Source organism: Corallococcus llansteffanensis, assembly GCF_003612055.1.
GTDB lineage: Bacteria > Myxococcota > Myxococcia > Myxococcales > Myxococcaceae > Corallococcus > Corallococcus llansteffanensis.
Genome location: NZ_RAWB01000194.1, coordinates 1 through 15,790 on the forward strand (window position 1 = coordinate 1; position 15,790 = coordinate 15,790).

Annotated in this window: 12 protein-coding genes; 7 read left to right on the top strand and 5 right to left on the bottom strand. The window is 69.2% G+C overall.

The genetic code is table 11. The features are described 5' to 3' along the window. Window positions 1-248 precede the first annotated feature (248 nt). Entirely contained in the window at window positions 249-1,235 is a 987-nt protein-coding gene (locus tag D7V93_RS19260) for a zinc-dependent alcohol dehydrogenase family protein (protein WP_120644810.1), read from the top strand. A gap of 44 nt (window positions 1,236-1,279) precedes the next feature. Beyond that, window positions 1,280-2,044, top strand: a complete 765-nt coding sequence (locus D7V93_RS19265; protein ID WP_120644811.1) for a glucose 1-dehydrogenase — start codon at window positions 1,280-1,282, stop codon at window positions 2,042-2,044. 1 nt (window position 2,045) lies between these two features. On the opposite strand, the gene D7V93_RS19270 is transcribed toward D7V93_RS19265, so the two are convergent. After that, window positions 2,046-4,550 carry an MYG1 family protein gene (locus tag D7V93_RS19270; protein ID WP_120644812.1) on the bottom strand — a complete coding sequence of 835 codons (2,505 nt, stop codon included), beginning with the start codon at window positions 4,548-4,550 and terminating at the stop codon, window positions 2,046-2,048. A 124-nt stretch (window positions 4,551-4,674) separates the two neighbouring features. Here D7V93_RS19270 and D7V93_RS19275 point away from each other — a divergent pair, with 124 nt between their 5' ends. Beyond that, window positions 4,675-6,003 (top strand): AHH domain-containing protein, encoded by a 1,329-nt coding sequence (locus D7V93_RS19275; RefSeq protein WP_120644813.1) that lies wholly within the window; start codon window positions 4,675-4,677, stop codon window positions 6,001-6,003. Between the two features lie 3 nt (window positions 6,004-6,006). Further along, complete coding sequence (locus D7V93_RS19280) at window positions 6,007-6,576, top strand: imm11 family protein (protein ID WP_120644814.1); 570 nt, start codon at window positions 6,007-6,009, stop codon at window positions 6,574-6,576. Window positions 6,577-6,658: 82 nt separating this feature from the next. Here the strand turns inward: D7V93_RS19280 and D7V93_RS19285 are convergent, their stop codons facing one another. Further along, window positions 6,659-6,895, bottom strand: a complete 237-nt coding sequence (locus D7V93_RS19285) for a hypothetical protein (RefSeq protein ID WP_120644815.1) — start codon at window positions 6,893-6,895, stop codon at window positions 6,659-6,661. 221 nt (window positions 6,896-7,116) lie between these two features. On the opposite strand from D7V93_RS19285, the gene D7V93_RS19290 reads away from it, so the two are divergent. After that, entirely contained in the window at window positions 7,117-8,274 is a 1,158-nt protein-coding gene (locus D7V93_RS19290; protein WP_120644816.1) for an alkaline phosphatase PhoX, read from the top strand. A 163-nt stretch (window positions 8,275-8,437) separates the two neighbouring features. Next, complete coding sequence (locus D7V93_RS19295; RefSeq protein WP_120644817.1) at window positions 8,438-9,535, top strand: hypothetical protein; 1,098 nt, start codon at window positions 8,438-8,440, stop codon at window positions 9,533-9,535. Window positions 9,536-9,608: 73 nt separating this feature from the next. Here the strand turns inward: D7V93_RS19295 and D7V93_RS19300 are convergent, their stop codons facing one another. Next, a complete protein-coding gene (locus D7V93_RS19300) occupies window positions 9,609-10,682 on the bottom strand; it encodes a glycoside hydrolase family 16 protein (RefSeq protein WP_120644818.1) in 1,074 nt (357 codons plus the stop codon). Between the two features lie 214 nt (window positions 10,683-10,896). On the opposite strand from D7V93_RS19300, the gene D7V93_RS19305 reads away from it, so the two are divergent. Further along, window positions 10,897-11,664: a hypothetical protein gene (locus D7V93_RS19305; RefSeq protein WP_120644819.1), complete on the top strand. Its 768-nt coding sequence runs from the start codon at window positions 10,897-10,899 to the stop codon at window positions 11,662-11,664. Here the strand turns inward: D7V93_RS19305 and D7V93_RS19310 are convergent. Together D7V93_RS19310 and D7V93_RS19315 are read right to left on the bottom strand one after the other, a co-directional pair. Then, on the bottom strand, window positions 11,652-15,218 hold the full coding sequence (locus D7V93_RS19310; RefSeq protein ID WP_120644820.1) for an HYR domain-containing protein: 3,567 nt from the start codon (window positions 15,216-15,218) through the stop codon (window positions 11,652-11,654). The genes D7V93_RS19305 and D7V93_RS19310 overlap by 13 nt on opposite strands. Window positions 15,219-15,283: 65 nt before the next feature. After that, window positions 15,284-15,790 (bottom strand): nuclear transport factor 2 family protein (locus tag D7V93_RS19315; protein ID WP_120644821.1); only part of this gene is annotated, 507 nt, incomplete at its 5' end.

The following is a 15,790-nucleotide window of genomic DNA, read 5'->3' on the forward strand; positions in this document are numbered from 1 at the left end:
GCCCGAGGCGTCCATTCCTCAAGCTGTGCAGCCCCCACCGCCCTGGCGAGGGCTGAGTGTCGCCGGTCGCAAGCCTCCTCCTGCTCGCGTTCGCGTGTGGACAGACGTGGCCGTCATCAGGGCCAGCAGGAGGGCCGGGGTGGATCAACCGCGCACCGCGAGTGGGCCTGCTTTGCACGCTCGGCAGCAGGGCCGAAGGCGGTTAGGGTGGCGCCGCCTTCAGGAAAGCCTTCACGCGGGAGCATGCAATGAAAGCAGTGCGCTTCTCGGCCTTCGGTCCCCCCTCGGACGTCACCCAGGTGGTGGAGGAATCCCCCGCGCCGCTCCAGCCCGGCGAGGCGCGCCTCGCGGTGCTCGCCACGCCCATCAACCCCTCTGACCTGCTCACCCTCTCCGGGGAGTACGGCGTGCTGCCCAAGCTGCCCGCCACCCCGGGCAACGAGGGCGTGGGCCGCGTGGTGGAGGTCTCCGGCTCCGACGCCGTGGCCCCGGGCGACCTCGTGTTCCTGCCGCTGGGCGCGGGCACCTGGCGCACCCACCTCACCGCACCCGCCGCGCAGCTGTTGCCCGTGCCGCCGGGGTTGGACCTGCTCCAGGCGAGCATGCTGATGGTCAACCCGCCCACCGCGTACCTGATGCTGCGTCAGTTCGTGACGCTCCAGCCCGGGGAGTGGGTGGTGCAGAACGCGGCCAACTCCGCCGTGGGCCGCTACCTCATCACCCTGGCGCAGGTGATGGGCGTGAAGAACGTCAACGTGGTGCGCCGGCAGGAGCTGGCGGACGAGCTCAAGGCCCAGGGCGCGGACGTGGTGCTGCTGGACACCGACGAGCTGCCCCGGCAGGTGCGCGAAGCGACGGGCGGCGCGAAGGTGCGGCTGGGCATCGACGCGGTGGGTGGGGATTCGTCGCGGCGGCTGGGGGACTGCCTGGCCACCGGCGGCGTGCTCGTGAACTACGGCGCGATGAGCGGCAAGGGCCCCAAGCTGTCCGCCGCGGCCTCCATCTTCAAGGACGTCACCCTGCGAGGCTTCTGGCTGGTGCGCTGGATGCGCAACGCCGCGCGCGAGGAGCAGAACGCCACCTTCGCGCGGCTCGCGGAGCTGATGTCCGTGGGCACGCTGCAGGCGCCCGTGGACGGCACCTTCCCACTGGAGCGCATCCAGGACGCCGTCGCGCGCGCCCAGGAGCCGGGCCGCAACGGGAAGATCATCCTCACGCCCAACCCCGCGGCCTGAAGCTCAGCGCGGCCCACATCCCCACGGTTCAAGGAGCAACGACCATGAAGCGAGTCGAAGGCAAGGTGGCACTGGTGACCGGCGGCGCGGGCGGCCTGGGCGCCGCGTCCGCGCGGATGCTCGCGCGCGAGGGCGCGAAGGTGGTGGTGACGGACCGGCGCGAGGCCGAGGCGCGCGCGGTGGCACAGGAGCTGGGAGACGCCGGGCTGTTCGTCGCGCTGGACGTCACCCAGGAGGCCCAGTGGGAGAACGCGATGGCGCGCACCCTGGAGAAGTTCGGGCGGCTGGACGTGCTCGTGAACAACGCGGGCATGGGCATCGTGAAGGACGTGGAGGAGATGACCCTGGACGAGTGGCGGCTCGTGCACGCGGTCAACCTGGACGGCGTCTTCCTGGGCTGCAAGCACGGCATCCGCGCGATGAAGCAGTCCGGCGCGAAGGGCTCCATCATCAACATCTCCTCCATCGCCGGCATCGTCGGCGTGGGCCAGTTCCCCGCGTACAGCTCCAGCAAGGGCGGCGTGCGCCTCCTGTCCAAGTCCGTGGCGCTGCACTGCGCGGCCAAGGGCTACGGCATCCGGTGCAACTCCGTGCACCCGGGCTACGTGGAGACCGCCATGGTGGAGGCGCTGTCCCAGGCCAGCGGCCAGGCGGAGAAGACGCGCGCGCGCATGCTCAAGGGCATCCCCATGGGCCACTTCGGTGAGCCCGACGACGTGGCGAACGCGGTGCTCTACCTCGCGTCGGACGAGTCCAAGCTGATGACCGGCGCCGAGGTCATCCTCGACGGCGGCGCCACCGCGCAGTAGCTCACTCCCAGCGCGCGCCCAGCAGCTCCGCGAAGCGCAGGCCCAGCTCCATCCGGCCCACCATCGCCTGCCCCCACGCATTCGCCTGCGTGGCCCACGTGGCGGGCGTCAGGCCCAGGGCCTGGAAGAGCTGGAGCACGTCCGCGCCCCCCTGCATCGCCTTGAGCAGGCGGGCGTAGTCCAGGAGCCTGGGCAACGGGGTGCCGGGGAAGAGCACCTCGCGGTCCAGGGGATGCGAGGGCACCTGGGGCAGCACGTCCGTCAGCAGGCGCAGGGCCTCCACCCGGGCGCGGATGGCGTGCTGCTCGCGCTCGAGGGCCTGGGCGGCCTGGAGCGCCTCGGCGGCGCGGCGGGCGTCCTCGGCCTGGCGCTCCTGGTCGCGGCGGCGGGACTCGGCCACGCGGCGTTCGAGCTCGCGTTGGCGCTCGTGCTCCGCGTCCGCCTGGAGCCGGTCCCGGCGCTCTCGCATCATCCGCAAGGCGTCGTGCGTGTCGTCCAGGAAGTCGCGGTGGATGTTGGACTCCTCCGGCGGAGACGGCGTGGCGTGCACGCGCTGCTCGAAGGAGGGCAGGCGCGACTCGAAGTGCTCCAGCTCCGAGAGGAAGCGCGGGTCCCCGGACTCCACCGCGTTGAGCAGCGCCCAGGCCCCCTTCGACACGGAGAGGGATGCGGTGCGCGGGCGCGTGCCCACGGCCTCTTCCGCCGCGTCCCAGAGGGCTCGCAGCCTCCGGGACAGGACGTCCAATGGCGCGTCCGCCAGCAGGTGCTGCGCCTGCGGGTAGAGCCCTTCCGGATCCACGCGCCACCACGTCTGGAAGCACACGAGCGCGTCGGGCTCCGCATTGCGTTGCTTCTCCCACAGGGCGTCGCGCCAGGGTGCGAAGGCGGTGAGCAGCGCGCCGCGTTCGGACGGATGGGATTGGAAGCGCTGCCAGACGGCGTCGAGCAGGACCTCGCGGCCGGAGTACGGGCCCCACTGGCGCACCATGCGGGACAGCGGCGCCACCAGGAGATGCTGCGCCGGCCCCTCCCAGACCGCCATCAGCAGCCGGGCCGAGTGGCCGGAGTCGGAGCCGCCGAACCCCGCCTGCTCTCGCCGCGAGGGGAACACCAGCAGCGCTTCCAGCAGGGCCTCCGCGCTGTCCGGGTCACGGGCCCAGTCGTTCAGCCGGCGCTGTTCGTCCACGCCCGCGTGGTGGAGGAAGCGCACGAACTGGAAGTCCTTGAAGCACGCGCTGCGGTCCTTCGCCGTCGCCCGCTCGAGCGCGTGCACCGTCTCTTCCAGGAAGCACCACATCGCCTCCGTCTCCTCCTCGGACGGCTCGACGCCCTCGGTGGGGGTGGCAGTCCAGGCGAAGAAGTCCAGCGCGGTCTCCGCGGGCAGGTCGCGCAGCACCGCGCGTGCCCAGCGGGCCCAGCGCTGCTGATCCTCGTGCTTCCATTCATGGAAGGGCCGCTGCTTCGCGAAGGGCAGGAGCTGATCCGCGAGCGCGCCGGGCCTCCGCACGGACACGGTGAGCAGCGCCTCCAGGGCGCCTTCGGGCGGTGGTGATGGAAGGTCGCGCAGCACCTCCTTCACGAAGCGCGCGTCTCCGTCCTTCTTCAGCCGGTCGAAGAGGCGGCGCGAGCCCCAACCGCTCAGCGTGCGCCGGACGAAGGTGACGGTGCGCTCGTCGGGTGAGTCCAGCGCCTGCGCCACCTCCACCTCGTCTTCCAGGCACAGCGCGCACTCGAAGCGCACGTCCGCGTCAATGCCATACAGGCCCCGGTGCAGCGCGGCCTTCACCGCTTCGGTGGGCTCCTGCCCCGTCACGCGCGCCCAGGCCACCGCCGCGCGCGAGCCCACTTCGGGCACGTCCAGCACGCCCAGGGCCAGCACGCGGATCCGCTCGCGCTCCTCCGGGTTCAGCCGGAGCGAGAACACGGTGTGCCAGCGCGTCAGGGCCAGCATCGCCTCCACCGCCACGCGCCCGTCTTCATGCAGCAGGGAGCGCACCGTGTAGCGGGCCTCGTTCGACGCCGTGCCTTCGTGGACCCACGCGAGCGCCGCCAGCCGTCGCAGGTCCGTGTCCGGGGCCTTGTTCGCCAGGTACTCCAGGGAGTCGGGCAGCGGGCTGAAGGGCGCGAGCCGCGCGGCCAGGAAGTCATCGTCCATGGGCAGCAGCGCCGCCCAGGTGTCCTCCATGGCGCGCACGAACCCGCGCTGCAACAGCCGCGCTTCGATGCGCCGCGCGTCCTCGATGAGGCGCAGCGCCGTGCCCCACTGGCTCGCGTAGCGCGCCGTGAGGACCTCTACCTGGGCGGGCTCCAGCGCGGCGGTGCGGGCCGCCAGGGCGAAGCGGTCCACCCCGGACTTCAGCAGCGCCCGCGCGGCGCCGTAGCGCTCCGGCGCGATGGCGCCACAGAGGCAGTGGGGACAGGCGACGTCGGACGGGATGAAGCGGGTGCACCCGGGGCAGCGCACCTCCGCGCCCCGGCGCACGCCGCTGTCGAGCGGGGCGGACATGCCCCGTGTCTACTCCGGCTGGCGCCTCCGTTAGCCACGAATTCGTATGGACTTTTGAGGTTGTCAGAGCCGACTGGTATGTGGCGGATCGCTGCTGATGCTGGCGGCTGAACCTGGGGGCCACATGAGAGTTTTCGCAATAGCCGCGCTGATGCTGCTGACGGCCGGATGCGCTACGACTCGGGTCGTCAACCTCAACACGGGATACGGCAAGACAATCAGCTACACGCCCATTGAATCCAACCCTGTCGAGATAGGGCGGGATGCATTCAAGGAAGCGGTCACGCAGCTTGTGCTCGACATGAAACTAGATGTCACGCTCAAGGAAGTTGAACGGGATGACCGTCGCTCCCTGCTCGCGTCGAATGGTGGAGTCGTCGACGGTGCTCAAGGGCAAGCCATCCCGTCGGCCTACGAGCGCATTTGCCAGCGGCAGGACGACCCCAACGGCTGCATGGGGATGCTGGCGGGTGGGCTTACGTTTGGGCCGATGGAACGCCGTATGATGGCGCTCTACTTCGCGCTCGATACGGTCTGGGAAGGTGTTGAGGATGCCATCCGAGACATGGTGAACGGGGCTGCCCTGAGGGCCATGGTGACGACGATGATCGGGACGGCGCTTGTGATGCTCGTCGCGCCTGAGCCGATTACGAAGGTCCTTGCGATTGCGCTGACGGCATCGCTGATTGCGTATCTCGGCACAGGGCCGGTGTGGAATCTCGGGCGGGGGTTCCTGCGTCTCATGGATGAATCGAGGGACGCAGCGAACGTCTCGGAGCTGGAACGCGCGGGACATCGCTTCGGTAGGATCCTTGGGGACAACGGCGCCCGGGTCCTGGTGATCGTCGCGCTGTCAGCGCTTGGCGGGAAGAATGCGATGGCCGCACAGGCGCCAAGAATGCCGGGCTTCGCTCAGGCAGCGGCAAGGGCTGAGGCTGAAGGGGGCTTCGTGCTTGCCGGCGCTCTGTCGGGAGGAATCCAGTCGATCTCAATCTCTTCGGCCGGCGTGCTGAACGTGGCGCTCGCGCCGACCGCGGTCGCCGCAGTCGCCATGGGCCCCGGGGCTGGTGTGGAGGGCCGTGCTACCGGGGGAGTTGGGGGAGGCATTCAAGGCGACCCTGACGGCAAGGTTCATCACATCTGCACGGACAAGAACACCGTGTCCGACGCGAATGGGGGGCCATGGACTCAGCGCTTTCAGGAAATTTTTGACAAGGCGGGTATGAGCCTAAATGACCCCGCGAACTTAGTTCGTATCAGGGGGCACGAGGGGCCGCACTCTCGGGGGTATCATGAAGCCGTTTTCGAAATTCTTGAGTTCACGACAGCGGGATGCCGGGGGCCTGCTCAGTGCCGAGTTGCGTTAACGGGGGCTCTTGCCAAGATTGCCCAGGACCTCGTAAGGGAGGGGACCAAGCTGCGGACGCTCTTACTGAAGGGTGCCGGGGAATAGGCTATGGAACGACGCTTTTTTGCTTTGAAGATCGATGTGTATGTCAAAGGTCGTTGGTATCTCGGGGATCCGACGGATTCAGCAGGGAAGGAGATCGACGACATTTGGCAATTCAAGCATGGGAAACGCGTAGAAGTGCATGAGAGGCTACGGATCCCAGTCAATAAGCCTGGGGAGCCGCTTGACATCGAGTTTGCAGGGGCAGGGGGGACTCCCATTGTTGGTGCGCGAGTTGCGTCCGTGTTCCGTGAGATGGCCCCTGACGATGTTCAGCTCTTTCCGGTCAATGTCGAAGGCAAGTCCAATCCTTATTTTGTGCTCAATGTGGCTCGGACGATTCGCTGTATCGATGACGCCGCAAGTGACGAGGTTAAGATCCGCACAGCGGAGGAGTTCACTGATCGTATTGGTCAATATTTCTCTGTTATCGGATTGAAGATTGATAAATCGAAGGTCGACGATGCGCGCGTGTTCCGAACGTGGGGCTGGGGCCCGCCGATCATCGTCGACGAAGAGATCAAGGATGCTCTAGAGGCAACCGGCATCTCTGGTGGGAAGTTCGACGAGGTCTGAACGGCCCTGCCGCAGTCGCGGAACTCGCCCCGACGCTGCTCACGGTCGCGTCGGGGCGATCTGCTTGTAAGTGGCACCCCTCTCAACATCTTCGGCATTGGCCCCCTGCGAGGGAGGAAGCCCTGCTGGCTGGCGAGCAGGTGTGCGCTGCAAGGAGCTGCTCCATCCGCTCCAGCGGCACCTGGAGCGCGCGGTACACCCGGCCCATGCCCCCGGCGCCCAACGGCTCCAACACCCGGAAGCGGTCGTGGAGCACCTGTCCGATGAGCGGATCCCCCGGGAACGGCAGCGGGGCTGCGGGACGCGGTTCAGTCTGCATGGCGGGCACCTGGACGGGACCGTCGCATGCACCCGTCACGGCGGGGTGCCGGCGGCGTCACACCCCGGCCAACCTGACGCAACACCTGCCGCACCGGGAAACAGGACCTTGCGGCCCCCTCGCCCGTCACCAGTCCGTCAGCCACTCCTCACGACAAGGTGACCACCGGCCCGCGCGGGGCATGGACAATCCAGACTTCCATCTTCTCTGGAGGAGCCTGGATGCGTCTGGATCGCCGTCATTTCCTTCGTCTCTCCGCGCTGGGCGGTGGAGCCCTGGCCCTGGGGCCCGGCTTCTGGCGCGACGCCTACGCCGCCCCCGCGCAGCCCGGCCCCGGCCCTTACGGGGCCATGTCAGGCACGGCGGACGCCAACGGGGTACGGCTGCCGGCGGGCTTCGCGTCCCGCATCGTCGCGCGCTCAGGCAACAAGGTGGCGTCCACGGGCTACACGTGGCACCCGGCGCCGGACGGCGGGGCCTGCTTCGCCACCGGCGAAGGCGGCTGGGTGTACGTGTCCAACAGCGAGATGTCCTCGGGCGGTGCGAGCGCGCTGCGCTTCGAGGGTGGGGGCGCGGTGGTGGGGGCGTACCGCATCCTGTCCAGCACCCGCACCAACTGCGCGGGCGGGCCCACGCCGTGGGGGACGTGGTTGTCCTGCGAGGAGTACAGCGGCGGCCGGGTGTGGGAGTGCAACCCGCTGAGCGCCTCGCAGGGCACGGTGCGTCCGGCGCTGGGCACCTTCGCGCACGAGGCCGTGGCGGTGGATCCGGTGGACCGGCGGCTCTACCTCACCGAGGACAGCACCAGCGGGCGCTTCTACCGCTTCACGCCCTCCGCCTGGCCGTCGCTGGGCACGGGCACGCTGGCGGTGGCGAAGGTGACGGGGGATCCGCTCACCGGCGCCACGGTGAGCTGGGTGACGGTGTCCGCGTCGCAGCCGGCGTCGCAGCAGTCCAATGCCTCTCAGTCCACGGTGTTCAACGGCGGAGAGGGCTGCTGGTACGACAGCGGCTGCGTCTACTTCACCACCAAGGGCGACAACCGCGTCTGGGCCTACACGCCGGCCACGTCGAGGCTGGAGCTCATCTACGACGACAACCTCTACCCGAGCTCGCCCCTCACGGGCGTGGACAACGTGACGGTGTCGCGCTCGGGCGACCTCTACGTGGCCGAGGACGGCGGCAACCTGGAGCTCTGCATCATCACCCCGGACCGGGTGGTGGCGTCGTTCCTCCGACTGGTGGGGCACTCCGCGTCGGAGATCACCGGCCCGGCCTTCAGCCCGGATGGGAAGCGGCTGTACTTCAGCTCGCAACGCGGCACCACGGGCGCCAGCGGAGGGGGCATCACCTTCGAGGTGACGGGCCCCTTCCGGTGAAGCGCTGTCGCCCCGCGTCCCAGGCAGGGCGGAGCCCACACAGTAAACATGAAATACACGAATAAATTGAATTAAACAGTAATCATGATTGGCTTCCGGAGGCCTGGGGCGCGGGGCATCGCGCCAGGGCCTCTTTCCGTGCACCCTCCGTGGAGCCCATGTCATGACGTCCGCCTTCTTCCGAACCGCCCGCCCGCGTGGAGTCGCACGCCTCGCCTCCTTCCTGCTGCCCGCCCTGCTCGTGGCCTGTGGCGGCGACGAGCCCTCGGGCCCGTCCCGTTCCCAGGGCACCGGGGCCCGCGACCTCGTGGTCGGGTCGGTGCCCCTCAACGACCTGCTCACCGGCACCTACCAGGGCTTCACCGGGGGCCAGTACCCGCAGGGCCGCAACAGCATGCCCGCCGCGCATTCCACCGCCGGCCAGCTCCAGGCCGCGGCCATCCAGCCCCTGAACGTGAATGGACAGCCGAGCGCCAGCGGCAAGTACGTGCTGCTGTCCATTGGCATGTCGCACACCACGCAGGAGTTCTGCTCGGCCAGCGGTGCGCAGCCGTGCGAGGCGTGGACCTTCATGGGCCGGGCTGCCGCCGACGCCTCGGTGAACAAGACCACGCTGGTGATCGCCAATGGCGCCAAGGGCTCCCAGACCGCCGTGACCTGGGACTCGCCGAGCAACGAGAACTACGACCGGGTCAAGGCGGACGTGCTCGAGGCGAAGGGACTCAGTGAGAAGCAGGTGCAGATCCTCTGGGTCAAGATGGCCAACGCCAGCCCCTCGGTCTCGCTGCCCGCCTCCAATGCGGACGCGTACCAGTTGAAGAGGAGCCTCGGGGACATCCTGCGTGCGGCCAAGGTCCGCTATCCCAATCTCAAGCAGGCCTTCATCTCCAGTCGGAGCTACGGGGGCTATGCCACCACCCCGCTCAACCCCGAGCCCTATGCCTATGAGAGCGGCTTCGCGGTGAAGTGGCTCGTGGAGGCGCAGATCCGCCAGAAGCTGAGCGGCACCATCGACTCCCGCGCGGGTGATCTCGACTACGACCAGGGGATCGCGCCCTGGGTGGCGTGGGGTCCCTACTTCTGGGCGAATGGGGAGGTCCCGCGTTCGGATGGGCTCACCTGGGTGGCCGACGACTTCGTGGCCGATGGCACCCATCCCAGCAAGTTCGGGGAGACCAAGGTGGGCACGATGCTGCTCGACTTCTTCAAGAGCTCGCCGCACACCCGCTGCTGGTTCCTCGCCGGACAGACCTGTTCATAGCAGGCACGGCCACCCGCCTCGCCCGTCGTCGACCTCGACGGCGGGTGGACCGCCGTCTGAGCAGGCGCTGCTGCTACGGCAGCTTGTAGACGCGCACGTAGTCGATCTCGAACACCGCGGGCAGCGGCGTGAAGAACAGGCCGGTGGTGTCACAGCCACTGGCCCCCGGCGCGGCCTGCGTCCTGGAGCAGCGGTGGACCATCGGGAGGTAGCCCAGCTGCTGGTCCGGCTCTCCCACCCACTTGCCGCCGACGGCCGTGTTCAGACAGACATCCCAGGTCGAGTCCGCGCCCGGCTCGTGCAGCATGGCGATGGTCGCGGCATCGGTCAGGCGGTAGCTGCCGTACTGCACCCCGTCCAGGAAGGCCTTGAAGTCGATGGGCCCGGTGAGCGGATCCCCCGCGGGGGTGATCTCCATGGACCAGGTGTGCCAGCCACCGGTGCCCTGAACGGGCGACTCGAACGTCACCAGCTGCTGGGTCGTGTTCACGCCGAGCGTGTTGGGGAAGTGCAGCGAGAACTTCCCGCGCCCCGGCCGGTAGTTGAAGAAGTACTCCATGATGTCGACCTCGCCGTACGAGGCCCCGCCCTTGCGGCGCAACCAGAAGGCCGGCAGCAGGCCCTGCCCATGCGGCAGGCGGGCCCGGATTTCATACTTGCCGTAGAGCGGAAAGAAGGTCGCCGGACTGCCTTCGCGGGTGTTGATCATCCCGGAGGTGAAGTAGCGCTTCCCCGCCGGCAGTCCCGTGCGGGGCGTCGCCCGGTTGACGCCGTCCGGGCTGACGAAGGACAGGGCCGGGGCCTGGGTGGTGGAGCCGACGAAGTCCTCGCGCCGGGAGTGGATCTTCAGCGTCCCCGCCGAGACCTCCAGGTTCTCCGGCCGGTACCACTGCGACTCGCTGTTCCCGACGCCGTAGGGGTTGGGCATCTTGTACCACCACGCATTCAAGGCCGTGCCGTCGAACTCGTCCTGCCACAGCGGCGCACCCCAGGCTGGGAGCACCGCCGCGGAGGCCGTGCGAACCCCCTCCACGGCGCCGGGGGGCTCCATGCGGGCAGGCGGCTCCGGCGGCGGCGCGTCACAGGCAACCCCCAGGCCCCAGGCACACACCACCAGCCAATGTCTCGTCGCAGGGAGCATGCGCATTCGCGATGACCTTCCGTGAGGGGGTGTCACTCGGCCTGGCAGCGTAGCTCCAAACGGAAGGCGTCGGCTGACGGTCTCCTTCGCAAATCCGTGGCCCCATGACGCGCGTGTCAGGAATCAACGGGTCGCAGCGGCGCGAAGCCGCACTTCCTGGCGCGGGAATCCCATCCGGCACGTTGATTGCTCATGCAGCGCGCCTCCACGAGGGGATGTGATGATGCCGCGTTTCAGCTGTCTGTTCATGCTGTGGTTGGCCACGTCGGGGGCTTCCTCCTGGGCCGAGGAGCCCGTCACCGTGCCGCCCGAGGCGCCGCCGTCCCGAGGCTGGTTCGAGAATCCCACCCGTTCACGCAGCATCGTGAGTCCCACGGCGCTCCCACTGCATGCGGGAGAGGGCTTCATTGGTCAGCAGGCGCTCTTCATCACCACCGCGGAGGTGGGCCTCAGCGAGCGCTTGTCCCTGAACGTGGCCTCGGTCCTTCCCGTCACGCTGGCCGTGGGCTACAGCGACGTCCACTTCAACCTCCTCGCGGGCCTCAAGGTGACGCTTCCGCTGACGGAGCGGCTGCATCTGGCGTTCGGCGTGCAGGGCGGCAAATTCAACAACGACCTTCCAGGAGTGGGGGACATCAATGGCGTCGCGGCCTACGGCATCCTCACCTACGGGACGGGCGACGCCTACGTGTCGCTCACGGTCCAGCCCATCTTCACGTGGGAACCCAGGGACCACTCCGGGCGCACGATGGTGCTGCCCATGCTGGGAGGCTTCGTCCGCCTGGGCGAGCACTGGGGCATCGCGGGGGATGTCGCACTGTCACCGGTCACGGGAGTCAGCGAGCCGTTCGCCTTCGCGACAGCGGGCGGACGGCTCCTGGGCCAGCGCTGGTCCGTGGACCTGGGGCTCCTCGCGGGGAAGCAATTGCGTGCATACGACGGACTCTCCGTGGTTCCCGGAGCATCCTTCCTGTTTCACTGGCGCTGAGCCATCCGCCGCCGGCCGGTGAGCCACGAGAGCCCGAACAGGAGCAGGGGGATGCTCGCCGCCGAGTTCGAACCCGAACCCGAGCACCCGCAGCCGGAGTCGGCATCCCCGGGCCCCGCGCCTCCAGGCGGAGGCGTCCCGTTTCCATTCGTGCCCGCATCCGTGGCCGTGCCCGCATCGGGAATGACGCCCGCATCCGTGCCCGTGCCCGCATCCGTGCCCGCATCCGCTTCGACTCGCGCAAGGACGGTCACCTGGAACTGACAGGTAGCGCTGTTGCCCGCCGCATCCGTCGCCTCGGCCCGGATGACGTGCTGCCCCACCGGGAGCACGTTGGCCGGCGTCACGGCGACCACCGGGGACGCGTCAATGACATCCATCGCCGTCACGCCATAGGCAGGCGTGGCGCCTTCGGTGACGACGAGGTCCTGGGGGCAGGTCACCTGGGGCGGCGTCAGGTCGCGCCGGACGGTCACCGTCCGGGTCGTGACGCCACCGAGGGAGGACGCGGTGCACGTGATGGCCTGCCCCGGGGTGTCGCTCGTCACCATCAATGGCTCACAGCCCAGGGTGCCCAGCGCCGTGCCGGACTCCACGTCGGTGGCGGTGAAGCGCACCGAGACATCACTCCGGTAGAAGCCACCGCGCCCCAGCGTCCCCTCCAGGACGTGCGACACGGTGGGCGGCGTCGTGTCGACCTCGACCGCGAACGGCTCGCGCCCCTCCGGCATCGTCGTCGCGGCGAACACCAGCCGGCTCCCCGCGAACACGGGCACTCCCGGGGCCGAGCTGGCGGGTCCCGGATTCACGTCCGCCAACAGCGTGGCCGCGCTGGCACCCGGCAGGTACACGCGCGGCTCCTGGCCGGAAGCGCGGTCCGCCCCGTCGAACAGCAGCGCGCCGCCTCGCGACACGAGCCACGTCGCACCCGGCGCCTCGGCGACCTTCACCGTGCCCGCCGGGGTGCCATCGGTCCGCACCAGGAAGGCCCCCTCCCAGTCGCGCAGGAGCAGGTACCGCGTGCCGTGGTGCAGGACCGCCGCGACCAACGTGGTCGACCCGGCCCCTGGCTGGAAGTCGGCGACCCGGTGCGTTCCCGCCTGCGTTCCGTCCGACACCCACGGCTCGCGTCCGACGCCTGACTCCGTCGCGGTGAAGAAGAGGAGCCCTCCCGCCACCTGGAGATTCTCGGGCGCACGGCCCTGCGTCGCTGTCAGCGCCAGGGTGCCGGAAGCCGTGGCGTCCGTGCGCCACAGCGCGCCCCCCGTCACGTAGAAGGCGAGGCTGCCCGCGCTGGTGACGGACTCCGGCGCCGTCAGCAGTTGCGCGACCCGGACGGTGCCGGAGGAGGTGCCATTCGTGCGCAGCAGGTCCCAGCGCCCCGCCGAGGTGTTCAGGTAAGAGTACAGCAGCGAGTCGCCCACGGGGACCAGCCGCGCAAGGAACGTGAAGGGACTGTCGTAGTACGAGGCGATGCGCGTGGAGCCCGTAGCGCTCCCGGTATGGGTCCACAGCTGGAAGTTCGGGCTCTGCCACCAGAGGCCCACCAGCTTCGTGCCCGCCGGCTTGAAGTCAGACAGGTTCTGCGACATCTGAATGCCGGTGGCGGTGCCCGCCTCGGGGTCGCCGGCATACAGGCCGAAGCCGAGCTTGAACCAGAGCTTGCCGTTGAACAGCGTGAGCCGCGCCGGGTCTCCCTCGGAGGATCTCCCATAGTGCAGCGCGATGACCTCCCGGGTCCCCGCGGGGGTGCCATCCGTCCGGACGATGGGGTCCACCCGCGGGGTGTCCTGGTCCGGGACGAAGTACGCCGTCGCGCCCACGGAGAGGAACTCCACCGGGTTTGAGCTGCCATTGGACACCGGCATCACCAGGAGCGGCGGCAGGTCGGTGACGGTGCCATCACTGAGCCAGAGCCTGGCCTGGTTGTCTTCCACGGCGCTGAAGAACGCACGGCCGAGCGTGTCGGAGGCGTAGGCCAGGTACAGCGTCGGATCCACCGCCCTCACCCGCCGCGTCCCCGCGACCGTCCCGTCCGTCGCCCAGACCTCCTTCTTGCCCCCCACCGTGGCCAGGAAGTGCAGCCGGGTGCCGGTCACCACGAACTCCGCCAGCGCGGAGCCCGCCGCGCCGGGGTTCAGGTCCCCCAGCGGGAGCGTGCCGTCCGCCGTGCCATCGCTGGCCCAGGGCTCGTCCCCCGTCACGCCGTCGTTCGCGACGAAGACGAGCGCCGCGCCCACCTTCCGCAGCTCCGTCCCGGCGGGCAGCTTCGCGGTGAAGGCCTTCACCTCCACCGTGCCGTCCGCCGTCCCATCCGTCCGCCACAGCGCCGAGCCCGTGGCCGTGTCCGAGAGGAAGTAGACGCTGTCGCCCAACACCGCGCCCCGCACCGGCTCCGAGGACGCGGTGCCCGGAACGAGGTCCTTCAAGAGCACCGTGCCCGCGGTCGTGCCGTCCGTGCGCCACGGCTCCGAGCCCGCCGCGGAGGAGCTCCACCCGAAGATCAGCTGGTCGCCGACCTTCCCGAAGAGCTGCGCGTAGTTCCAGGACGCGTTCGAGGACACCGACTTGAGCAGGGTCGTGGAGCCCGCGACGCCGCGCGTGACATACAGCGATTGGGTCCGGCTGGAGCCGGAGCCGCTGACCTTCTCGAAGAAGACGCGGTCGCCGTCCACGCCCACGAGGTTGCTCCAGGCGCTGGTGATGAAGAGGGTGCCCGGCCCGGTGCCATCGCTGCTCCACAGCGACCAGTTGGAGCTGTAGCCCGAGAAGAAATACAGCCGCCCCCCGAGGACGAAGAGGTCCAGCTCCAGGCTGTGCGCGCTGTCATTCACCGCGTAGACGAGGCGCGTCCCCTCGGAGGTGCCGTCGGAGCGGTAGAGCTTGTTGCTGGAGCTGAAATAGAGCACGTCCCCCACCACCTCCAGGGAGTCGACCTCGTGGTGGTTGTATTGCCCATACTGGCTCTCCGCGAGCCGCCACGTGCCCTCGTCCGTGCCATCCGAGCGCCACAGCTCCCAGGCCAGGACGCCGTTGTCGACGATGAAGTAGAAGATGCCGTTCATCACCACCGCGGCAGGAGTCACGACGGACGTCGGGTCCGCCCCAGGGGTATTGATCAGACGCGTGCCTTCCGGGGTGCCATCACTCACCCACCACCTGAGGCCATGCACGCCGTCATGGAGCGGCAGCATCAACCGCGAGCCGAAGGGCACCGTCCTGAGGAAGTAGAGGCTGCCCGACGAGCCCGGGTTGAAGTCAGCCAGCAGGTGCGTGCCTTCCGGGGTGCCGTCCGTCACCCAGGGCTCGAAGCCGTTGCTGTCGGCGTTCCTGAAGAACACCTTGCCACCCGCCGCGCCCATGAAGTCGGCGTTGTCCTGGGTGTAGACCCCGCTCGTGCGGTAGTCCCCGAGCAGGACCGGCGGACCGACGCCCCCGGTGAGCCCCTCCGCGGAGTGCGCGAGCGCGGGACGGGCAGAGGCCTCTTCCGTGCCGGGGAGGCTGCAGGAGACGAGGACGGGCAGGAGGAGCGCGAACACTGGGAGGAGACGCATGTCGCGCGCACTCTACCCGCCCTCGCCGGGGCACAAACACAGCCACCCCGACGGTCAGGCCGGACTCAGGGCTTGGGCGCGGGCGTCGGCTTCGGAGCCACCGGAGCCGCTGGCGTCGCCGGAGCGGGGGTGGGCGCCGCGGCCTTCGCCTTGGTGTAGGTGGCGATGCGGTTGGTCACCTCGCCCATCAGGTCATCGGGGATGGGGACGGAGAGGTTGTACTGGGCGATGCGCCACCCGGCCGCCTCCTTCACCAGCACGCCGCTGCCGCGCGCGGGCCCCAGGTTGGGCGTGTCCAACGCCTCGTCGAACCACGCCGTCTGGCCATCCTTCGACAGGAACACCGTGCGTGACACCGACTTGAAGCTCCACGCCTTGCCTTTCGTGAAGAAGGGCTTCGCCCACGTATGGAATTGATCCACCGTCCAGCGCTCCGTCCCGTCCGTGCCCATGAACACGGCGTCCGGCGTGAAGAGGGAGAAGTAGCGCGCCTCGTTCGCCGCCGCCGCCGCGCGGTGCCAGTCATCCAGCACCGTGGCCACCGCCACCTTGGGGTCGGCGGGGGCCGGGGC